This window comes from Kurthia sp. FSL E2-0154, from assembly GCF_038003625.1.
Lineage (GTDB): Bacteria > Bacillota > Bacilli > Bacillales_A > Planococcaceae > Kurthia > Kurthia gibsonii.
On the sequence record NZ_JBBOPO010000001.1, the window covers coordinates 949,996 to 971,807 of the forward strand.

Annotated in this window: 24 protein-coding genes and 1 other annotated feature; of the genes, 18 read left to right on the plus strand and 6 right to left on the minus strand. The window is 36.4% G+C overall.

What is annotated here, in order from left to right:
• Both pglZ and brxL read left to right on the plus strand, forming a co-directional pair.
• Nucleotides 1–2,559 carry a BREX-1 system phosphatase PglZ type A gene (pglZ, locus tag MHB75_RS04550; RefSeq protein ID WP_340996131.1) on the plus strand — a complete coding sequence of 853 codons (2,559 nt, stop codon included), beginning with the start codon at nucleotides 1–3 and terminating at the stop codon, nucleotides 2,557–2,559.
• 18 nt (nucleotides 2,560–2,577) lie between these two features.
• Nucleotides 2,578–4,632 (plus strand): protease Lon-related BREX system protein BrxL, encoded by a 2,055-nt coding sequence (gene brxL, locus MHB75_RS04555; RefSeq protein ID WP_445666993.1) that lies wholly within the window; start codon nucleotides 2,578–2,580, stop codon nucleotides 4,630–4,632.
• A gap of 74 nt (nucleotides 4,633–4,706) precedes the next feature.
• On the opposite strand, the gene proC is transcribed toward brxL, so the two are convergent.
• A complete protein-coding gene (gene proC / locus MHB75_RS04560; protein ID WP_340996134.1) occupies nucleotides 4,707–5,513 on the minus strand; it encodes a pyrroline-5-carboxylate reductase in 807 nt (268 codons plus the stop codon).
• Between the two features lie 57 nt (nucleotides 5,514–5,570).
• Nucleotides 5,571–5,784: a binding site (T-box leader), on the minus strand.
• Between the two features lie 125 nt (nucleotides 5,785–5,909).
• On the opposite strand from proC, the gene MHB75_RS04565 reads away from it, so the two are divergent.
• From MHB75_RS04565 to MHB75_RS04575, 3 genes are read left to right on the plus strand one after another with little or no spacing between them, the layout of a single operon-like run.
• Complete coding sequence (locus MHB75_RS04565; RefSeq protein WP_141274884.1) at nucleotides 5,910–6,857, plus strand: MBL fold metallo-hydrolase; 948 nt, start codon at nucleotides 5,910–5,912, stop codon at nucleotides 6,855–6,857.
• Nucleotides 6,844–7,578 (plus strand): SDR family NAD(P)-dependent oxidoreductase, encoded by a 735-nt coding sequence (locus tag MHB75_RS04570; protein ID WP_141274885.1) that lies wholly within the window; start codon nucleotides 6,844–6,846, stop codon nucleotides 7,576–7,578. Before MHB75_RS04565 ends, MHB75_RS04570 begins: the two co-directional genes overlap by 14 nt.
• A gap of 54 nt (nucleotides 7,579–7,632) precedes the next feature.
• Complete coding sequence (locus tag MHB75_RS04575) at nucleotides 7,633–8,100, plus strand: hypothetical protein (protein ID WP_340996138.1); 468 nt, start codon at nucleotides 7,633–7,635, stop codon at nucleotides 8,098–8,100.
• 92 nt (nucleotides 8,101–8,192) lie between these two features.
• On the opposite strand, the gene MHB75_RS04580 is transcribed toward MHB75_RS04575, so the two are convergent.
• Nucleotides 8,193–9,209 (minus strand): DUF2332 domain-containing protein, encoded by a 1,017-nt coding sequence (locus tag MHB75_RS04580; protein WP_068453674.1) that lies wholly within the window; start codon nucleotides 9,207–9,209, stop codon nucleotides 8,193–8,195.
• Between the two features lie 108 nt (nucleotides 9,210–9,317).
• Between MHB75_RS04580 and MHB75_RS04585 the strand changes: the two genes are divergently transcribed.
• The 8 genes from MHB75_RS04585 to MHB75_RS04620 all read left to right on the plus strand — a co-directional run bounded on the left by MHB75_RS04585 (nucleotide 9,318) and on the right by MHB75_RS04620 (nucleotide 16,424).
• Nucleotides 9,318–10,199, plus strand: coding sequence for a LysR family transcriptional regulator (locus MHB75_RS04585; protein WP_068453673.1), 882 nt, complete (start codon nucleotides 9,318–9,320; stop codon nucleotides 10,197–10,199).
• 223 nt (nucleotides 10,200–10,422) lie between these two features.
• Nucleotides 10,423–11,625 carry an argininosuccinate synthase gene (locus tag MHB75_RS04590; protein ID WP_445666994.1) on the plus strand — a complete coding sequence of 401 codons (1,203 nt, stop codon included), beginning with the start codon at nucleotides 10,423–10,425 and terminating at the stop codon, nucleotides 11,623–11,625.
• Complete coding sequence (gene argH / locus MHB75_RS04595; protein WP_285216321.1) at nucleotides 11,625–12,998, plus strand: argininosuccinate lyase; 1,374 nt, start codon at nucleotides 11,625–11,627, stop codon at nucleotides 12,996–12,998. Before MHB75_RS04590 ends, argH begins: the two co-directional genes overlap by 1 nt.
• Nucleotides 12,999–13,254: 256 nt before the next feature.
• The gene (locus MHB75_RS04600) at nucleotides 13,255–13,896 is read left to right on the plus strand and encodes an HAD hydrolase-like protein (RefSeq protein WP_340996141.1); all 642 of its coding nucleotides are present in this window, start codon (nucleotides 13,255–13,257) and stop codon (nucleotides 13,894–13,896) included.
• A gap of 69 nt (nucleotides 13,897–13,965) precedes the next feature.
• A complete protein-coding gene (locus MHB75_RS04605) occupies nucleotides 13,966–14,646 on the plus strand; it encodes a nuclease-related domain-containing protein (protein ID WP_340996142.1) in 681 nt (226 codons plus the stop codon).
• A gap of 112 nt (nucleotides 14,647–14,758) precedes the next feature.
• Nucleotides 14,759–15,469 (plus strand): cytochrome c biogenesis CcdA family protein, encoded by a 711-nt coding sequence (locus MHB75_RS04610; RefSeq protein WP_068453666.1) that lies wholly within the window; start codon nucleotides 14,759–14,761, stop codon nucleotides 15,467–15,469.
• A 56-nt stretch (nucleotides 15,470–15,525) separates the two neighbouring features.
• A complete protein-coding gene (locus MHB75_RS04615) occupies nucleotides 15,526–15,888 on the plus strand; it encodes a response regulator (protein WP_087680471.1) in 363 nt (120 codons plus the stop codon).
• Nucleotides 15,889–15,911: 23 nt separating this feature from the next.
• The gene (locus MHB75_RS04620; RefSeq protein WP_068453664.1) at nucleotides 15,912–16,424 is read left to right on the plus strand and encodes a CcdC family protein; all 513 of its coding nucleotides are present in this window, start codon (nucleotides 15,912–15,914) and stop codon (nucleotides 16,422–16,424) included.
• A 483-nt stretch (nucleotides 16,425–16,907) separates the two neighbouring features.
• Here the strand turns inward: MHB75_RS04620 and MHB75_RS04625 are convergent, their stop codons facing one another.
• Entirely contained in the window at nucleotides 16,908–17,093 is a 186-nt protein-coding gene (locus MHB75_RS04625) for a hypothetical protein (protein ID WP_340996146.1), read from the minus strand.
• A 90-nt stretch (nucleotides 17,094–17,183) separates the two neighbouring features.
• Between MHB75_RS04625 and MHB75_RS04630 the strand changes: the two genes are divergently transcribed.
• The 5 genes from MHB75_RS04630 to MHB75_RS04650 all read left to right on the plus strand — a co-directional run bounded on the left by MHB75_RS04630 (nucleotide 17,184) and on the right by MHB75_RS04650 (nucleotide 19,163).
• Nucleotides 17,184–17,390, plus strand: a complete 207-nt coding sequence (locus tag MHB75_RS04630) for a DUF1659 domain-containing protein (protein ID WP_141273593.1) — start codon at nucleotides 17,184–17,186, stop codon at nucleotides 17,388–17,390.
• A gap of 19 nt (nucleotides 17,391–17,409) precedes the next feature.
• Nucleotides 17,410–17,625: a DUF2922 domain-containing protein gene (locus MHB75_RS04635; protein ID WP_141273591.1), complete on the plus strand. Its 216-nt coding sequence runs from the start codon at nucleotides 17,410–17,412 to the stop codon at nucleotides 17,623–17,625.
• A 59-nt stretch (nucleotides 17,626–17,684) separates the two neighbouring features.
• Nucleotides 17,685–17,819: a YvrJ family protein gene (locus MHB75_RS04640; RefSeq protein WP_087680623.1), complete on the plus strand. Its 135-nt coding sequence runs from the start codon at nucleotides 17,685–17,687 to the stop codon at nucleotides 17,817–17,819.
• Between the two features lie 58 nt (nucleotides 17,820–17,877).
• Nucleotides 17,878–18,474 carry an SCO family protein gene (locus MHB75_RS04645; RefSeq protein ID WP_307723174.1) on the plus strand — a complete coding sequence of 199 codons (597 nt, stop codon included), beginning with the start codon at nucleotides 17,878–17,880 and terminating at the stop codon, nucleotides 18,472–18,474.
• A 149-nt stretch (nucleotides 18,475–18,623) separates the two neighbouring features.
• Nucleotides 18,624–19,163 (plus strand): GNAT family N-acetyltransferase, encoded by a 540-nt coding sequence (locus tag MHB75_RS04650; protein WP_141273585.1) that lies wholly within the window; start codon nucleotides 18,624–18,626, stop codon nucleotides 19,161–19,163.
• 132 nt (nucleotides 19,164–19,295) lie between these two features.
• On the opposite strand, the gene MHB75_RS04655 is transcribed toward MHB75_RS04650, so the two are convergent.
• The 3 genes from MHB75_RS04655 to MHB75_RS04665 form a co-directional block, all read right to left on the minus strand.
• On the minus strand, nucleotides 19,296–19,832 hold the full coding sequence (locus MHB75_RS04655; RefSeq protein ID WP_340996150.1) for an HdeD family acid-resistance protein: 537 nt from the start codon (nucleotides 19,830–19,832) through the stop codon (nucleotides 19,296–19,298).
• Between the two features lie 14 nt (nucleotides 19,833–19,846).
• Nucleotides 19,847–20,878 carry a YdcF family protein gene (locus tag MHB75_RS04660; RefSeq protein ID WP_340996153.1) on the minus strand — a complete coding sequence of 344 codons (1,032 nt, stop codon included), beginning with the start codon at nucleotides 20,876–20,878 and terminating at the stop codon, nucleotides 19,847–19,849.
• Between the two features lie 417 nt (nucleotides 20,879–21,295).
• On the minus strand, nucleotides 21,296–21,625 hold the full coding sequence (locus MHB75_RS04665; RefSeq protein WP_340996155.1) for a hypothetical protein: 330 nt from the start codon (nucleotides 21,623–21,625) through the stop codon (nucleotides 21,296–21,298).
• Nucleotides 21,626–21,812 lie beyond the last annotated feature (187 nt).

The window sequence follows — 21,812 nt, forward strand, 5'->3', positions numbered from 1 at the left end:
TTGAATATCGAACAAATAGCATCTGCATTACAAGACATTTTCAATGAGCCGTTAAGAGACGGCGAACAGCGTAAAATTGTCTTTTGGGTAGATAAGGATGAAGAGTTTATTGAGGAAATTGAGCAATTTGTTTTGGATGGAGTTAAGGTCCAAACATTATTGGATAATAATCAATTTTATATGAAGTATTTATTGGAAGAAGAGGATACAACATCTAACTATTTAATTTACACAAATATTGAATTAGGTTTAGAAAATAATTGGTTAGCGGATATCGTATTTTATTCGACAACATTCTACGCAGATCGGCTATCACTTATTTTAAATGACCTACAAATTGATTCAGCATTACGTGGTGTTGTAAAGAAATACGAGCGTTTCTTCCAGAATAAGGAGCGTTACCGTAAGTTTCAAGCAGTTGATATGGAAGCGTACAGCGAGGAGTCCATTGAGCTCGCGATTATGAGCGTATTATGCAACGTGAAGGTTCTTGACTTCGAAGAGATTTTAAAAACGGTACTGATAGATACATTGGATGATGCTGAAAATAAATATTTACAGCAAATGGGCAAGTTTTTTGATGTTGCTGTATTTTGGCGTTATGTAGCCAATATGTATGGTTATGAACGTGAAAGTCCAACATTAAAAACTTTATTTATTCATTTAGCAGTGACTGCATTTAGTCATAGTGTATCAGAAGAATATTTAACGTCTATAAAGAACTTTATTGCGACTCGTAATAAAACAAATGCATTGGTCTTTATGGATCACTGGATGCATCATAAAGCAGACTATGTATTATACAATCAGTACGTAGAGATGGTAGAGCAGGAAATTCAACTTCCGAAAGTGTTACAGTCAATCCCTATCGATGAATTTAAGCAAGCAGATACATTTCAGTACGTGGATAAGGCCATCATTGTTTATATTGCGAACAGCCTTTTAGAAGGACGAGAAGACTTTGAAGAATATATTAAGCTGATTAAGTTACGAAGAGCGAAACACTTCTATGAATACTATGCTTCGATTTATGATGCTTTATATTACAGCGTGAAAATGCAGGAGTTTTATACGGAGCATCGACAAGGTATCCCTTCTGGTCAAGCGTCTGAAATCTATAAAGCGTATGAAAGTAAGTATTATGTAATGGATACATATTACCGAAAGTTTTATGTAGCGTATGATGCAGAAAGTAACAATGAGATTTTGAAAAAGCTAAAAGATTTAGTAGAGCATCTATATACACATTGGTTCATAGGTGAGTTAAGTACTAATTGGTCACAAGCTGTGAAGACTGAAATGACAGAAGATTGGTCATTGCCTGGTGTGGTGAATCAGCAAGATTTTTATTCATCCGTCGTATCGTCTCATATACGTCAAGGTGAACGTGCATTTGTAATTATTTCAGATGCCTTTCGCTATGAAGTTGGTGTCGAATTAGCGAATCGTTTAAATTCAGAAACACTTGGTTCTTGTACAGTTCAAACGATGTTAAGTGGAGTTCCATCTGTTACAAAACTCGGTATGGCCTCGTTATTACCGCATAAAAAATTGGACTTTAATGAATCTATGAAAGTATTAGTGGATGGTAAAAGTACTGCTGGAATCGAAAATCGTCGAGCAATTATTGAAAATGCAGTTGCCGATAGTATGGCTGTTTATTATCAGGATATGATGAACATGAATAAGGCGGGCAGACGTGAAACCTTTAAAGGTAAAAAGCTGATTTATATTTATCACGATACAATTGATGGTACAGGTGATAAGGCGTCCACAGAAATTTATACATTTGATGCAGTTGAAAAAGCACTCAATCAATTATCGGATATTGTTAAGATGATTCGGGATGATTTAAGCGGGACCAATATCTATATTACAGCAGATCATGGCTTTTTATATCAGCGTGAACCTTTAGATGAAAGTGACAAAATTGAAAAGGTGAAAATCGATGCAGTTGAATTATCAAGACGCTACGCTTTATCAAAAGAAAATGCAGAAATCGATGGACAAATTAAAGTTGATTTAACATCAATTGTGCAAAATGAACATCAGCTTTATGCGTATGTACCAATGGGAACAATTCGAAATCGCATTCAAGGAGCGGGAGTGAATTTTGTGCATGGCGGTACAAGTTTGCAGGAAATTATGGTACCCCTACTATCATTTAAAAATAAACGAGCAGGTCAAAAAGGCGTCCAACAAATTTCTAAAGTCGATATTAAGCTTACAAGTACGATGCGTAAAATAACAAATCGTATATTTAATTTGAATTTCTTCCAAACGGAGAAGGTTGGCGAGAAGTTAAAACCTCGTATCATAATTATGTATATGGTAGATGACGAGAACCAAAGTTTATCAAATGAAGAAAGAGTCATTGGCGACCGTACTTCTTCTAATCCTGCAGAGCGTGAATTCAGATTAAGATTTGCATTGAAAAACATTTCATATGATCGTAGTAAATCGTATTACTTAATGATGAAGGATGAGGAAACAGGGGTAGAAATTGAACGTATTCCATTTGAAATTAATTTGAGTATTGTAAGTGACTTTGATTTTTAGTTGTAAGGAGGGATGATATTGGATAACGTACATGAAGTGAATACAATAGAATTAGATCGGAAACTAAATGAAGTTTTTGCAGGGCGCGTCGTGCGTAAAGATTTAACAAAACTCATTAAAGAGGGTGCCAATGTTCCAGTATATGTGTTGGAATATTTACTAGGGATGTATTGTGCTACAGATGATGAAGAGAGTATTCAAGAAGGGATTCATCGTGTCAAAAATATTCTTTTTGATAATTTTGTTCGTCCTGATGAAGCAGAAAAAATCAAAAGTAAAATTCGAGAGCTTGGTCAATATTCAATTATTGATAAGGTAACAGTACGACTTAACCCAAAACGTGATTTATATGAAGCAGAGTTTTCGAATTTAGGTTTAAAAGAAGTGCCTGTACCAGCATCTTATGTCAAAGACTTTGATAAATTATTAGCTGGTGGTATTTGGTGTATGCTAAAAATTGATTATTTTTTTGATGAAGAACAAAGGAATTTAAGTCCATTTAGTATAGCAAATTTAAAACCTATTCAAATGCCGAATATGGATTTGAATGAAATTATCGATGGTCGTAAAGCATTTACAAAAGTGGAATGGATGGATATACTCATTCGTTCAACAGGGATGGAGCCAACACAATTAGATGATCGTGCGAAATGGCATCTATTACTGCGTTTAGTACCACTTGTAGAAAATAACTATAATATGTGTGAATTAGGACCACGTGGCACAGGTAAATCACATGTGTATAAAGAGATTTCTCCCAATTCTATTTTAGTATCGGGTGGTCAGACGACGGTTGCCAATTTATTTTACAATATGTCTTCTAGAACTGTAGGTTTGGTTGGTATGTGGGATGTTGTAGCATTTGACGAGGTTGCAGGTATAAAGTTTAAAGATAAAGATGGGATTCAAATTATGAAGGATTACATGGCAAGTGGCTCATTTGCACGTGGTAAAGAAGAGAAAACAGCTTCTGCATCTATGGTCTTTGTAGGGAATATTAATCAAAGCGTGGATTCACTCATTAAAACTTCTCATTTATTTGCGCCGTTCCCAGAAGGGATGAATAATGATTCTGCTTTCTTTGATCGTATGCATTATTATTTACCAGGCTGGGAAATCCCTAAAATGCGTCCAGATTTCTTTACGGATCGTTACGGTTTTATTGTAGATTATTTAGCAGAATACTTTAGAGAGATGCGTAAACGTTCTTTTAGTGATGCAATCGATACTTACTTTAAATTAGGAAATAATTTAAACCAACGTGATGTAATTGGTGTAAGAAAGACTGTATCTGGTTTGATGAAGCTACTTTATCCACACAATGAATTCTTGAAAGAAGATGTAGAAGAAGTACTTCAATATGCACTTGAAGGGCGTCGTCGTGTAAAAGAACAATTGAAAAAAATTGGTGGTATGGAGTTTTACGATGTCATGTTCTCATATATTGATAAAGAATCTTTAGAGGAGTTGTATGTATCTATACCAGAACAAGGTGGCGGTAAATTAATTCCAGAAGGTTTAAGTAAGGCGGGGCATGTTTATACGGCTGGTGCTAATGAATCTGGAATGATTGGTATATTTAAGCTAGAAAATCAAGTAGTCTCAGGTTCAGGGAAATTTGAAAAGTCTGGTGTAGGTTCAAATCGTGCTGTTAAAGAGAGTTTAGATACAGCATATCGTTATTTCACAGCTAATAGTAAAAGTATAAGTGCATCCATTGCGATTAAAACCAAAGACTATTTAATGCATATAGCAGACTTACAGGGGATTGGATTAGCACCTCAAGTGTCTGTTGCAGAATTAGTAGGATTATGTTCAGGTGCATTAGAGAGACCTATACAAGAAAGTACAATTATATTAGGGAATATGACAGTTGGCGGAACTATTGAAAAAATCGAAGAATTGCCTAATATACTTCAAGTTTGTGTAGATGCAGGAGCGAAAAAAGTGTTGATACCTGCTTCGTCAGTAGTAGATTTCCAAACAGTACCTTCTGATTTACTAATTAAAGTTCAACCTATTTTCTATGCTGATCCGATTGATGCTGTAATGAAATCATTGGGTGCAATTTAGAGATAGTCATTAAAATAAATAATACACATAATAAAGAGGACTTTAGCACAATTTGATCTGCTAAAGTCCTTTTCTTATTCCGCTGCTAATTCAATCGAGCGTTTTGTAGCTTCATCAATACAAGCTTCAATAGCTTGTTTGAAGTGGTGGTTTTCAAGTGCTTGAATACCAGCTGCTGTTGTGCCGCCTGGGCTTGTCACTTTACGACGTAGTTCGGTAGGTTCTTCGTTTGATTGTTTCAACATTTCAGCAGCACCTGCAATCGTTTGAACAGCGAGTGAGCGAATTGTGCCTTGCTCTAGACCGTATTTCATTCCTGCTTGTTCAAATGCCTCGACTAAATAATATAAATAAGCAGGGCCGCTACCTGAAAGTGCTGTAATCGCATGAAGTTCTTCCTCTTTCACCTCAATTACGAGTCCAATCGCTTCTAACATCTTTTTAAACGTAGCTTTCAACTCATCCGATACTTCTTCGCTAAAAGCCATACCGCTCGCACTCATACCGATTGTTGCCGATGTGTTTGGCATGACGCGTACAACAGGGCGGTTACCTAAAATACTTTGAATCGTCTCAATACTCGTACCTGCAACAACGGATAATACGGCTGTATCTTCTCGTAAATACGGGGCTAAATCGTTCATCCCTGCCATCACATCTTTTGGTTTCATTGCTAAAATAACACAATCTGCTTTGGTTAAAATCGCGCGACGGTCTGAAACAACTTGTACACCATAGCTGTTCGCGAGCTTCGCGAGTTTTTCTTCATTCGACTTGTTCATTACATGAATGGCTGGCGGGACTACAACCTCCTCTTTAACCCATCCTTGAATAATTGCTTCTGCCATTGAACCTGCACCTGCGAATACAATTGTTTGCATACATGTCGCCTCCTCTAAAATAATAAAAATAAAAAAGCATTCTCCATCCTTCTATGAAAAAAGGACGAAAATGCTTGGATTCCGCGGTACCACCTTGATTTACTCTAAAAATAGAGTACGCTCAGACTCTTTATCGCAGAGTATACGGTTCTGTTTTCAGAACTGCTCAGAAGTAGGTTCTAGCTCATTTTGCCATGTGACTCTCAGCCGATGATCACACTCTCTTTTCGCAAGGGATGTCTGCTATACTATTCTTCATCAATGCATTAGTATATAAAAGTGATTATAGTTTCTTTACAACAGGTTGTCAACTGTCATTGGTAGATGACAACCATTCAAGATTTCAGTATAATCATATGAATAACCATTCAGTATGAAGTGAGAGGGGATTGTCACATGATAAAAAGAATTGAAACACCAACACCCTTCGCCGTTGGAAGTGTGAATTGCCATTTATTAAAGGGTGATGCATTATCCATTGTAGACGTAGGTACAAAAACAGACGAAGCACTTGAGGCGATTCGAGCAGGGTTAAAGCAAGAGGGCTATCGTTTAGAAGATATTGAACAAGTAATTTTAACGCATCATCATCCCGACCATATCGGTTGGACGGATGCTTTTCCAAATGCTGAAATCATGGGGCATATTTATAATGATGCCTGGTTGCGTCGTGATCCTGTCTTTATCGATTCGCACTATGATTTTTATATGCATCAACTACAAATTGAAGGTGTACCTGAAAAGTTTTTTGAGTGGCCAAAGCGTATGACGAGACGACCGCATATGATGGGGACAAGACCGCTAACTCGTATTTTAAAAGAGGGCGATGAAGTACCTGGTCATAAAGGGTTGTATGCGATTGAAACATTGGGGCATGCGCAGTCACATCTAGCTTATTGGCATGAAGATACAAAACAATTGTTAGGTGGCGACTTGTTGATTTCGCATACGGTATCGAATCCACTCATTGAACCACCGTTAATGCCGAATAATCCACGTGCGAAATCGCTTCTTCAATATAATGCATCACTGAAAAAAGTATTGGATTTACCTGTAGAAATTGTACACAGTGGACATGGTGCGCCGATTTTAGATGCACATGCACTGATTGAAGAACGATTGGAACGTCAACATCGACGCGCGCTAAAAGTATTACAAATCATTGAGGAATTAGGTCCGATTACAGTTTATGAATTGTCTGCGAAAATTTTCCCAACAAAATATGAAACAGAACTCGGCCTAACATTGTCGCATACAGTTGGACAGGTGGATTATTTACAATCACTCGGTCATATTGTTGAAACGAGCGATGAACGAGGAGTATTACATTATGTCCGCGCCTAAACGAATTTTTATTACAGGTGCAACGTCTGGTGTAGGTTATGAAATCGTAAAACAATTAATTCATACATCGCATGAATTATGGCTGACAGGGCGAAATGAAGCGATTTTAAATGAATGGCAACAACAAGGAGCGCATATTATTCCGGCAGATTTAACAGATGACCACCAACGTAAGCACCTCATTCAAAATGTACCAGAAGTAGATGTAGCGATTTTAAATGCAGGTGTTGGTACATTCTCATATGCACACGAGATTAAAGATGAAGACATAGATGCGATGATTGCACTCAATGTCACAGCACCGATGAAGTTAACGAAGGAACTTCTACCGATTGTAAAAGAGCAGTTCATCTTTATCGGTTCGCAAGCAGGGAAGGTTGCAACACCGAAAGCTTCTGTCTATGCAGCGACAAAATTTGCACTCATTGGTTACACGAATGCACTACGATTAGAACAACCCAATAAAGTGATTACGGTTATTCACCCAGGTCCGATTGATAGTCCGTTTTTAGACCATGCAGATGCGACGAATACATACCGACAAAAGATGGGGAGCGTGCTATTATCAGCTGAAGAAGTCGCAAAAAAGACGATTCAAACGATTGGTACGAAAAAAAGAGAATGTAATATCCCGTGGTATATGGGGATTTCGAGTAAGCTATATGCACTTGCACCGTCTATTGTCGAAACGATTGGCAAACCTTTTTTTAATAAAAAATAAGCTACATTGCTTTTTATACTCTTTTTGGTAATATTAAACAAAAGAGGTGTATAGATGAAAAAGTATATGATGCTATGTGTGGTGTTTTTATTACTTGCAGGTTGTTCGAACAATACAGAACTTGGTAGTAGCCCACCGAAAGTGACAGTAGAAGTAGACGGAGAAAACTATGAAACGGAACTTGGTTCATATTGCTGGCAAGGCGGTACAACAGGTAGTGGCGAATGTGCAGATAAAGCGGGCCCTGAAGAACTATTGAACGGAAAACAGCCGATTGTTGTTCAACCAGAAGCCGAACTAGCGATTCAAGTCGATTTAAAACGCCAACCAGACGAAGTAGCACTTGAACAAGTGAAAAAAGACCAACCAATACCCGTTTCAAACTTTAAAGATTCACGCTTTACTGCCCCAAAAGAAAAAGGCACGTACTTCTATATTCTTCAAGCAGATTGGACGAATCAAAAAGAAAAAAACACATCAGACGGCGACGCTTGGTATGCGTTTCATGTACGTGTGGAATGATTGTTTTTTTCGAAGCAGAACCCAATCAACATAAACAACCCCCGTATGATGTCAAAATCATACGGGGGTTTCTATGTTTTAAATGACTATATTTAATTCTTCCACTTGAACCAGCGCGCGTGACTCTCCGCTTGGTCGATACGACGAATTTCTTCGATTTGATGTTCGTGTAAGAAATCTTGGTGTAGTTGTTCATCATATAAATTATTGTAAATATGATAAACAGGGCGTGTTTTACTAATCGCAATAAGTGACTGCATCAAATTCATCTTCGCTTCAGGAGAGAATTGATTTGCGACATATGTGTGGAATATGACAAGCATTTCTTCTTCAGGTACTTGCGTTGCAATGCGTTGTAATTTCTTCGTTGCATCGCCATCCACTAATTGAATCGGTAATTCACGTGTAATATGTACAGCTTGATTGAGTAGTTGTAGACGATCAGTATGTTCAGGCCAAATGAGTGCTTTCAACCAATCTAAATCTTCTTCCTCATTTACATTCATCGTACGTAAGTCGATACCAATTCGTGTCGCCACTTCAAAAGGTTTGGCAATACTTTTTGGTAAAGATTCTCCGCGATTATCACTTTGTAATGTCAGTGAACTCGTTTGATCGCCAACTGTTGTATCGCCATAACGGAATTGATAATGGTCGATACCGAGCTGTAAACCAGCGCTTGTGCCAACTTCAATGAGTGCGAGCGGCTTTTTATGTTGTTCGAAAATATCGCAAAGCATTGGATACAAGTAAGCACAACGTCTTACTTCATTTGTTTGAACTCGCTTTGTTGCAAAAAGATAAGCAAGTTCTTGTGTATGTGTTAAGACAAAATCTTTAAAATGTGGGAACGCTTCCATCGGTGATTGTACAAAATCCGTAAAACGTGGATAGAATGCACGCAGTGGATGTTCTTGTGTCATCAATAAATATTGAACAGAGGCAAAGAGCAAATTCGGAATGGGTTGTTCTTTTGGAATTTGGGCAGCAATGCGCAAAATCGCTTCATCTTGTGCAATCGCATAAGACAATTGTTCATATAATGGACTTGAATTGTGACACTCTTGCTGGGCAAATTGTTCAAAAATCCCTTTCAAATTTCTTGTCATAAGCTTCCCTCCGATTATTTTTACTACTTTTATAGTAAAATAAAAGAATGATTAATAAAATTAAATATATTTAAATGTTTTAATTAAAAATAGTAAAGAGGTGGCGAGATGGAGTATCGTTGGATTGAAACATTTCTAGTTGCAGCTAAGTATAAAAATTTCCGAATGGCATCGGAACAATTAAACTTATCGCAACCGAGTATTACGGTGCATATTAAACAGTTAGAAGATGCTTTGAATACGACATTATTCAAGCGCGAAAATAATCGCGTAACATTAACAGAGTCAGGGAAATTATTTTTAGTGCAAGCGAAAAAGATGAAGCAGCAGTGGGATGAGAGTTTGCAAACATTTGCTCTGCAACAAAAGGGTGTTATTGAGAAGTGTCAGATTGCCATTACACCGATGATGGTGGAAACGATTTTGCCAAATATTTTATATGAATTTATTAGTACACATCCTGAGTATGAAATTTCGATTACGATTGAAGAGTCGGAGAAGATGGAACAGTTAATAGAAGCAGGAGATATTCAACTGGCGATTGGTTTAGTACAGCCTGGATCAAAACGTGTGCGTAGTCATCTATTTGTGGAGAGCCCATTACAACTCGCTTATCCACTCGATCAATATGACGATGAGACGGGCGTATTTATTGAAGAACATGAATTGTTTCAACAATATCCTCTTTTCACAGGGCATGATCCAACGAACTTTGCTTACATTCAAAAAGAAGTGGCGCGCCATTATCCATCGTGTAAACAAATTCAGTTATCGCATTCATATGCGGTGAAGAAGTTTATTCGCGATGGGTTAGGGATTTCTTTTTTACCAAAACTCATCTTACGAAAAGATATGATGGAGGGAAGGTTGAATATTTACGATTTTCAAAGCTTTCCACTACCGAATGTATCGCTATACTTTCTATATAAAGAATTACGCTCGCTTGAAAAAAGTTTAATAGAAGTGATTGAATCACGTCATTTTGCATAGAAAAATGCAAATATGCATGAATAAACACAAAATATGCATAAAAAGAATAGAGATAAAAAAGGTTTAAAAGTCAATGTTTAAAAGGCTTTTAAACCTTTTTTTAAAACAAATACAAAATACATGAAAATACACTTGCATTCATAAAAATACCATGCTATGATAAGTGCATAAATATAAAATAAAAACGTATAAACATACACAACACGAATCGGAGGAAATAAAAATGAAAAAAGTCGTACTCGCTTATTCAGGCGGTTTAGATACATCTGTTGCAATTACATGGTTACAAGAACAAGGTTATGAAGTAGTTGCTTGTTGCTTAGACGTAGGTGAAGGAAAAGATTTAAAACATATTCAAGAAAAAGCATTAAAAGTTGGTGCAGTTGAATCATACGTAATCGATGCAAAAGACGAATTTGCAGAAGATTTCGCATTAATGTCTTTACAAGCACATACATGGTATGAGCAAAAATATCCATTAGTATCAGCATTATCGCGTCCGTTAATCGCGAAAAAATTAGTTGAAATCGCAGAACAAACAGGCGCAACAGCAGTAGCACATGGTTGTACTGGTAAAGGTAATGACCAAGTTCGTTTTGAAGTTGCATTCAACGCTTTAAACCCAGATTTAGAAGTATTAGCACCTGTTCGTGAGTGGGGCTGGAGTCGTGAAGAGGAAATCGAATATGCAAAAGACCGCAATATTCCAATTCCAATCAACTTAGACTCACCATTCTCAATCGACCAAAATTTATGGGGTCGCGCAAATGAATGTGGTATTTTAGAAGATCCATGGGCAAAACCACCAAAAGATGCATATGATTTAACAGTTGAAATTGAAGATGCACCAGACGTAGCAGACGTAATCGAAATCGAGTTTGAACAAGGTGTACCAACAAAATTAGATGGCGTATCATATAAATTATCAGAACTGATTTTAAAATTAAATGAATTAGCTGGTAAACATGGTGTTGGACGTATCGACCACATTGAAAACCGTCTTGTAGGGATTAAATCACGTGAAGTTTACGAAATTCCTGGTGCGCACACACTACTTGTTGCACACAAAGAATTAGAAGATTTAACACTTGTAAAAGAATTAGCGCATTTCAAACCAGTTGTTGAAAAACAATTAACAGAGCTAATTTATAATGGTTTATGGTTCTCACCATTACGTAACTCAATCCAAGCGTTCATTAAAGATACACAACAATATGTAAACGGTACAGTTCGTGTGCGTTTATTCAAAGGTCATGCAGTAGTTGAAGGACGTAAATCACCGAACTCACTATATGATGAAAAACTTGCAACGTATACAAAAGACGATGAGTTCAACCACAATTCAGCAGTTGGTTTCATCGAATTATGGGGCCTTCCAACAAAAGTTAATGCAATCGTTAACGGTAAAAAAGTAGGTAAAGCATAATGAGTAGCAAAGCATGGGGCGGTCGTTTTCAAAAATCGGCTGAAGCATGGGTAGACGAATTTGGTGCATCGATTGGTTTCGACCAACAACTAGTTACAGAGGATCTTGAAGGCAGTATCGCTCACGTAACGATGCTTGGTAAATGCGGTATTTTACAAGCAGATGAAGTAGATGCCATCTTAAAAGGTCTACACACATTACAAGAAAAAGCAGAAAATCAAGAGCTTGAATTCAAAGTGGAACACGAAGATATTCATTTAAATCTTGAAAAAATGCTCATCGACTTAATCGGTCCTGTTGGAGGTAAACTCCATACAGGTCGTAGTCGAAATGACCAAGTTGCAACAGATATGCATCTATTCTTAAAGAAGCGTGTCACAGAAGTGATTGCACTGATTAAGAAGTTGCAACAAGCGATTGTAGAACAAGCAGAAGCACATATTGATACGATTGCGCCAGGTTACACGCATTTACAACGTGCACAACCGATCTCATTCGCACATCACTTGATGACGTATTTCTGGATGCTAGAGCGCGACCAACAACGTTTTACAGAATCAATGAAACGTATTGATGTATCGCCACTTGGTGCGGGCGCATTAGCAGGTACAACTTTCCCGATTGATCGTGAATTAAGTGCCGAATTAATGGGTTTCTCAGCTGTATATCAAAATTCAATTGATGCAGTAAGTGATCGTGACTTCATCGTAGAATTCTTATCAAATAGTTCACTGCTAATGGCGCACTTGTCACGTTTTGCAGAAGAAATCATCATCTGGTCGACAGATGAGTTCAAGTTTATTGAATTAGATGATGCATTCTCAACTGGTTCAAGTATTATGCCACAAAAGAAGAATCCAGATATGGCAGAATTGATTCGTGGTAAAGCAGGACGTACATACGGTAACCTAATGGGGTTATTAACCGTATTAAAAGGTATTCCACTTGCATATAACAAAGATATGCAAGAAGATAAAGAAGGTATGTTTGATACACTTCATACAGTCGTTGGCTCGTTAAAAATCTTTGAAGGCATGGTTCGCACGATGGTTGTCAATGAAGAAGTGCTACACAAAGCAGTTCATAATGACTTCTCAAATGCGACAGAATTAGCAGATTATCTAGCAACGAAGGGGATGCCATTCCGTGAAGCACATGAAGTAACAGGAAAGTTAGTGTTTACATGTATTCAAAAAGGCATTTATCTACTGGATCTGCCATTAGAGGAGATGCAAAAAGAAAGTACATTGCTTGAAGCAGATGTCTATGATGTATTAGCACCTGTTGCAGCAGTCAAACGTCGTCATTCATTAGGTGGCACAGGCTTTGAACAAGTAACAAAACAAATTCAACACGCCAAAACATTGTTATAAGTAAGACATGGAACGTCTGTTCACAGAGGGGAACGCGAACCATGCGAAATGTCGCACCATTTCACCAAAAGGGATGCCAGAGGGAGAAACTTTTGCTAGCTCCATCGTGTACAATGTTTTGAAATAGATTGGAAGGTAATTCACAGAGGGGAATGAGTTCCAAACGGGACATACATATGTTCCAGAAAAGGCAACTTCCAGAGGGGAGTTGTTTTTTTATTATGGTAAAATATGTGTAATGAAAAGGAGAGGTTACATGAGAGGGTATATTTTCGATATGGATGGTACATTGTTTCAAACGAACTTAATTTTAGCATCAGCACTAGAAGAAACTTTTCAAATGTTGCGTGACAAAGGGTTATGGGAAGGAGAGACGCCATTAGAACTTTATGAAGCGATAATGGGTGTGCCTTTACCAGAAGTATGGCGAACGCTCTGTCCATTACATACGGAATTACAACACCAAGTGAATAATGATTTTTTTCAGCATGCATTAATTCGTTGTATTCAGAATCGACAAGGAGCTTTATATGACGGTGTAGAAGATGTGTTGAGTACATTATCAAAAGTAGATCCGCTATTTATTGCAAGTAACGGTCAAACAACTTATTTACAGGCTATTGTTGATACGTATCAGTTACAAAGATATTTTCAAGCCGTATACAGTATTGATGTCGAGTCATCAGGGAATAAAGCAGATTTAGTAGCGCGTATTATTCGAGAACAGCAATTGGAAGAAGGAGCTGTTATTGGGGATCGATTTTCAGATTTTGAAGCGGCACACAAAAATCACTTTAAAGCAATTGATGTAGCATTTGACTTTGCACAGCAGCAGGAATTACATATGGCAGACGAAGTTGTGACAGACTTTAGAGCACTACAATTGTTATTGAAATAATATTATTTCAAAAGATTGATTCTGTACGTATGTTCGGGGTATGATGAGTTTATACAGGAGGACGCAGCTATGTTCATCATCTTATTAACCCTCTGCATTTTTAGCAGTCTCATCGTACTGTACCATCGACAAAAGCCTTTAGATTCTATCTTTCAAGAAGATGAAGTAGAGGTTGTAACGGCGGAGCAAAGAGGCGAGGCATTAGAAAATGAAATCGTCGAATTTCTTTCACAGTTACCTGGACAATTTGTTTTATACAAAAACTTTTACATTCCACTTCCACAAAATAAATGGACAGAAATTGATGTATTAATGGTTCATGAAAAAGGTATTTTTGTATTTGAATCAAAAAATTATACAGGGGACATATATGGAACAATTCATGATTCACAGTGGACAAAATCGTTTAGCGAAACGTTCGATCAGCGTTTTTATAGTCCTATACGTCAAAATGCGACGCATATTCGAGCATTAACTGCATTAATCGGTTCAGTTAAACCTATTTACTCTGTCATTGTCTTTGGGCGTGATGCAGATGTGCATGTAGATTCGATGCCAGCAGATAACACATATATTTGTAAAATAACGCAATTAGTATTTTTATATGATATTTTACTAGCGCTTCCAAGTCAGATTTCAGTACATGCACTTCAAATTCAACTTGATTCATGGCAACTGACAACAGAGGAAACCAAGCTAGAACATGTGAAAAATATAAAAAGAGCCTATGGGAATAAAGCGATTTCCTAGCCAAACTGTGTATAACTCTTTATTATTGAGGTATATGCAGTTTTACTTGTAAAGTATCAAGAAAATACAATAATTTTTGGAGAATTTGTTTTATAATTGAAGGGAGAGGAATATGAATACAGATTTGAATTTGCTCATTGCGTTTGGAGCAGGGTTTTTAAGTTTCATTTCACCTTGCACATTACCATTGTATCCTGCGTTTCTTTCGTACATAACAGGGGTATCGTTTGGTGATATTAAAAAAGGAAAAGGCTTGATGCAAAAAAAAGCCATTTTACATACGTTATTCTTTTTATTTGGTTTTTCATTGATTTTTATTGCGTTAGGCTTTAGTACAACATTTGTTTCCTCTTTATTTAGAGAATATGACGAGATTATTCGTCAATTCGGTGGGATTTTACTTGTCATTGTTGGTTTAGTCACAGCGGGCATTTTCACACCACAATTTTTAATGAAGGAACGAAAATTTGAATTAAAGAGTCGACCAGCAGGTTATATTGGTTCAGCGCTTATTGGACTTGTGTTCGCAGCGGGTTGGACACCATGTACAGGACCAATTTTAGCAGGGATTTTTGCGCTTGGCGTATCGAATCCAGATGCAGCAATTTGGTATATGCTGGCATATGTAATTGGTTTCGCACTACCATTTTTCTTCTTATCATTCTTTGTCACAAGACTAGGTTGGATTCAGCGAAATGGTCAAAAATTAGTCAAAGTTGGCGGGTACATAATGATTGTACTTGGAATCATTATTTTCTTTAATGCGATGACGATTTTTAATCGCTTATTGTCACCGATTTTTGGCGATTTTATTGGTTTTTAACTAGCTAAAAATAGTGAAAAGTAGTATATTATAAAACGATAAAAGGGGTGGACAGATTGACAACTTTATTAGTAGTAGACGATACCGTTTTTATGCGTGAAACTGTTAAATCACTAGCGGTTGAATGTGGTTTACAAGTTGTCGGAGAGGCTGAGAATGGTCAACAAGCAATTGAACTGTATCGTACATTACAGCCAGATCTTGTTACGATGGACGTAACGATGCCCGTATTATCAGGATTGGATGCTACAAAAGAAATCGTAAATGAATTTCCAAGTGCTAAAATTATTGTCGTAACAGCTCTAGGGCAACAAAAAGTCGTCATTAAAGCACTTGAAAACGGTGCAAAAGATTTTTTGACGAAACCTTTTGATCATGAACAATTTAAACGTATTATTCGTCAAATGATTGTAATTTAGTGTAAAGATAAGGAGAGGGTCATATGTTTAATTCGATTCCTTCTCAATATGTACTAATTGGTTCAACAGTTTTAGTCGTATTCATGGGAACGATGATGATGCTCATTCGAGTAAAGTCAGCCAAAAAACCTGCAACAGTCAAAAAAATAATTATTCCGCCGCTTGGTATGGCAACAGGAGCTTTGATGTTTATCTTCCCATATTTCCGTGTTTCATGGGATCATACTATCACATCTGTTATAGTCGGTATGCTTTGTTCCATTCTATTAATTAAGACGTCTCGTTTTCATATTTTAGATGAGCAAATCTTTTTAAAACCGTCAAAAGCATTTTTCTTTGTACTAATGGGATTACTTGCTTTCCGTACAATTGCGAAAATCTATTTAGGTGGCGAATTCCACTTAGGTGAATTAGGTGGTCTGTTCTGGATTCTAGCCTTTTCAATGATTTTACCATGGCGCTTAGCGATGCTATGGCAATACAAGCGTTTAGAAAAGAAAATACCGCTACATACATTTGAAAAAGTAGAACAATAAAATAATCGAGTTTTTTCGAGCGAGTTATGTTTCCTATAGGAAATGTAGCTCGCTTTTTTTTATTAAAGGGAATCTATCGGTTTGAAAGGGACAAATGCATGCGCGAAAGGGAAAAGTCGCCGTTGAAAGGGACAAATGCATGCGCGAAAGGGAATCTGTGCCGTTGAAAGGGACAAAAGACCGCGCGAAAGGGAAAAGTCGCCGTTGAAAGGGACAAAAGACCGCGCGAAAGGGAAAAGTCGCCGTTGAAAGGGACAAATGGTCGCGCGAAAGGGAAAAGTCGCTGTTGAAAGGGACAAATGGTCGCGCGAAAGGGAATCCATCGGTTTGAAAGGGACAAATGGTCGCACGAAAGGGAATCCATCGATTTGAAAGGGACAAATGGTCGCGCGAAAGGGAATCCATCGGTTTGAAAGGGACAAATGGTCGCGCGAAAGGGAATCTATTGGTTTGAAAGGGACAAATGGTCGCGCGAAAGGGAATCTATTGGTTTGAAAGGGACAAATATAAACCGATTACACTAAATAAAACAACAGCTAAAATATTTAAATCCTGAAGTTGTAATGTATGATCGAAGGGAATTGGTAAAAGGAATGAAAGCAATAAAATAATCGATGTAATACTAATAAAACCGATGAAAAAACGGTCTCTTTTTGTGCGGTAAACCAAGTGATACACCCCATTTTTGAAATATTCTACCCAATATTGTCTCCTTTATGAAACCGGGTTCTATGTAGTGATTGAAAGGAGGTGGTACACATGGCCGCAACATTCAAAAGTGCAAGCTTAAAAGTTCAGTATGCAGTAGGAATGGACGGGGATAAGCAATTAAAACAAACCCGTACATTCGGCAACATTCATGAAAATGCGACGACTACAGAAATTGAAGCTGTAAAAAATGCGATTACATCATTATCAGCGTATGCAGTAGTTCAAGCAGAAATCGTCACAACTAAAACAATCTAATTAAAAGGAGGAAAACACAATGAGTAAAGTATTGAAAATGACGTTTAATTTACTACCCAAAGGAACATTCGTTGTTGCGGTAGATGGCGTAAAAGCAGACGTAACAGAGACAGAAGTCCGCACAGTGATGGAGTCGATTAAAGCAGGCGGTGTATTTAAGCCAAAAGCAGGTGAAATTGATTCTATTGCATCTGCAGAGATTGTGGAGCAAACAACTACACCAGTGATCGTATAAAATAAAAAGGGCTGTGTCTTTTGGACATGGCTCTTTTTTTATAGAAAGAGGTGAAAAATATGCAAGAATGGATGACATTTATACAGAGTATCGGTTTTCCAGCAGTTGTTGCTTTCTACCTCTTACACCGAGTAGAAGCGCGTCTACAAGCGATTCATGATGCTCTTGTTGAATTAATCAAACATTCCTCTTAAGATGATTGCCAGTTGTTGTATGAAATTGTAAGATAGTGAGGGATAAGGGAGTGACATGATGCAAAAATGGAAGATATTAATCGGAATTAGTTGTTTGTGTATATTGCTTGCAGCTTGTGGTAAAACAACAAACTTTAAAGCAGAAAAAGATATTGAAGTGCAGAATTTCCAGTACACAAATCATAAAAATAAGACGGTTACATTAGATGATTTACAAGGGAAACCATGGCTAGCACTATTTATTTTTACGAGTTGCACAACAGTTTGTCAGCCGATGATGGCGAATATGGCAGATATTCAAGACGCCTTAAAAGAAAAAGGAATTGAAGATTATCGTATTGTCGGTTTTAGTGTTGATCCAGAGGTCGATACACCGAAAAAACTAGCGAATTATTTAAAAAATTATAAAGTAGCAGATGAATCGAAGTGGGATTTACTAACAGGCTATACACAACAGGATATCGAAAAGTTAGCGGTGAAGTCTTTTCAAACACTTGTGAAAAAAACAGCGGGCGAGGATCAAGTGACACATGGTACAACCTTTGCCCTTGTGAATCAACAAGGTCATGTCGTTAAAACATATAGCGGCTTTACAGATGTACCAAAAGATGAAATTGTAGTAGATGTCGAAAGTATCATTCAAGATAGTAAATAGTATCTAAAAAAGAATGAATAACGTCAAAAATACCATTTTTATTTTAAAAGATGGTATTTTTCGACTTTTAAAACATCATTTTTGATTCCATATAGACAGTAGAACCGTATTTCTATATAATGACAAATTAATTAAAGGAGGGAGTTTTTATGATTAATTTAAAGCCACATCACGTGAATTACGCTGTTAGAATTCATGAACTTGCATCCGATCCACTTGTAGCAGATGCGCTTGGTTTAGTAAACCAAACATTAGAAAATCGTTTAGAATTTATCCAAAAGATGCAACAAAGTGAAAAGGAAGGTACGACCTGTTCACGACTTGTATTTCATAATTATCAAATGATTGGTGTTACGACTTTAATGTACATCGATCAACAGAAAAAATCATGTCATTTAGGAAGTTGGTTAGGTGTACCATATTGGGGGAGGGGCTATAATGAACGTGCAAAATGTGAGATTTTAAAACTCGCTTTTGATACATATGGTTTAGAACGTGTATTTTTAGGGGCACGTACACAAAATCGCCGTTCACAAGCAGCACAGCAAAAACTTCCGTACCTACGTCAACACGTTATGCATGACTATCCAGAGGAACACCAATTTTTAGAAGAAAAAGAACAACAACCATGTATTTTAAATGTTGTAGAAAAAGATGACTTTTATGCATTTTTAAATATAGCTCGCTAGTCTATAAGAATAAAAACATATATAAAGCATATCTAAATAGAAAAAATCCGAAATCGTTTAACCTTACGATTTCGGATTTTTATTGTGAATGTTAAAAAGATAGATTGAATATTTTATAGTTTACATCCACACTTATTTAAATGAGAACCAAGATCGAACATTAATCGAAATAATTGTTAAGACAATTCCCTGAATTAAGAAATAAGCTCCTGTTAAAATTGTAAAGCTCATTGCCGAGTAGAACGGACGGATAAACATTAATACACTTAAAGCAAGCGCAATAATTGTAAAGGCTAAAATGATATAAAAAGCTGGGCTGCTTTTTACACGGAAATATTTTAACGTAATTAATGTCATAATTGATTCAATTGCAAACCAAAGTGCAAATAAGAAACCAGTAAATAGAATACCAAAATCGGTATTAAAAAATAGCAAGATACCTAAAGCTAAAATAAATAAACTAGAAATTAGACTAGAGGTTTCAGGTTTATTTGATTTTTTACGTGAGAATAGATAATTGAAAATATCAAAAATCCCTTTAATAACTGCAAGTGCAGCAGCGATTAGGACCATAGACTTCAATGCGATTTCAGGTTTTACTAAAAAGAAAATCCCAAATGCAATAAAAATAATTCCTGTAATTAAAGTAAATGTTGTGATTTTTTTCATTTCATAGACCTCCCTTAAAATAGATTACTAATAATAGCGAATAATAGAAGAAACGACACAATTAAGATATTTGTTCTTTTCTTCAATACTATATACCCTATAAACTCACGAATAAAAGCAGTAGGAATATAATAAAGTTTTGTTTTACCACCAATACCAAAAGCTCGAATTCCGAGTTGTTGTGCTAATTTTCCAGCACGTAAAAGGTGGTACGTACTTGTGGCAATAGCAACATTTGCCTTTTTTAAATCTCGCTGATCTTGTTTTTGTACGACTTTTTCAGCGAATTGAATATTTTCTTCAGTCGTTGTAGACTGATTTTCTAAATAAATAGGTAGATCTGATTCATAATTCTCCACAATGTATTTTTTCATCGCTTCGGCTTCCGAGATGTTTTCGTCTGCACCTTTTCCCCCACAAACAATAATCGTAGGTTTTACTTTTTGCTTTTTAAAAAATTGCATGCCTGCATCAATACGTCCTGCAAGTAGAGGCGTTACCTGATCTTTAATTAAACCTGAACCTAATATGAGAATATAGTCGATTTTTTTAAAAGTAGGCATCCATTTATAATAAACAGCTGTAAATGTATAAAGAGAAAAAAGCAAAATAATATAACCAATCGTTGAATGAATAAAAACAAGCATCATTTTTACAACTCGAACATCACCGTAATAATGTTGTAACAAGAATAAAATAAGTTCTAATACAACAAAGCCAATGAGTGAAAATAAAGGAAGTAGATTGCCGATTGAAAAACGTTCTCTTTTTAAAACAGCACGTGTATTCACAAATACCATAATAACTAAAATAAAAAGCCAAAATACAGCTAGTATAAGAAAGAAAATAGCGATAGGAACAATCAGCCAAAAAGTAAAACGTTCAAAATGGTTTAATAGAGTAGCGAAGAAAATTAGTCCAACTGATAAAATGAATAGTAAAATAGCTAAACCTGTAAAAAGACTAGTTGGATTTACGTGGTGAAGAACAAAGCTACAAAAAAATAGCACAAAGGATATGGCTATTAAAAACAGATAAACATCCATAAACAAACATCCTTTCCAAAACAACTTATCCTATATTATGTATAGAGATATTATTCACGCAAAATGAATTTACTAAACAATGAAGGGATAGGTTAGAGTAAATTATAGAATAAAAAGGGGAAGTTGTATATTTATGTTTAATGATAAATATTTCTCGGGACGAAGATATACTAAAAAAGCACCTTCAAGAAGAAGTGTGCTTTTGATAACGCGGGTTGTGTAAAGCGAACATGAGCCAAATAAGAAAGAGGACTAAAATGAGTGAATCACTCTTTTCAAACCGATGATGGAATAGCAGTGTTGCTAAGTCATGACCAACTAACGCGAGGAAGTTCATGAGAACAAGTACAAGAAATGAGTGAATCAAAAGTTTGGGGAAACGAATGGTTGTATATAACATCGTGAATCATTCCTTTTTTATTTTTCTAAAATAACTTTAGAGTGCTTTGTATCTGCCCATGTAAAGACTTTCACTTCATTTGGTGCATCTGTTGTTTCAACATAGACGATATAGTCGTATGGTTCGGGTGCTTTCCCTTTTAGTAAAAAATCATCATGTTCAGTTGTAATAGACTGAATGTCTTTTTCATCGTAACCTAGTCGCTGCAATTCAAAGACTGTGGCAGTGAGGATTTCTTCGCGGGCTGCAAGGTCGTCTAAACGCTTTTGATCATACAGTAATGTCGCATTTAATCCAATTGAGAGGATGAATAGAATGAGTCCAATCCATAAAAATGTTTTTTTCAAAGTGAGAACACCTCCAAGTATGTAGTATACCATTTTATCCATTTACTAGAATAGAAAGGAAAAAGTCCTGTTTCTTTTAAAATGAAGTGTATTTTACGCCCAAAAAGAAGAAATAAAACATTCTATAAACAGACGACAATCGACTTAATGGTATAATGAATGCATACATAGTAGATTAAAGGAGTTG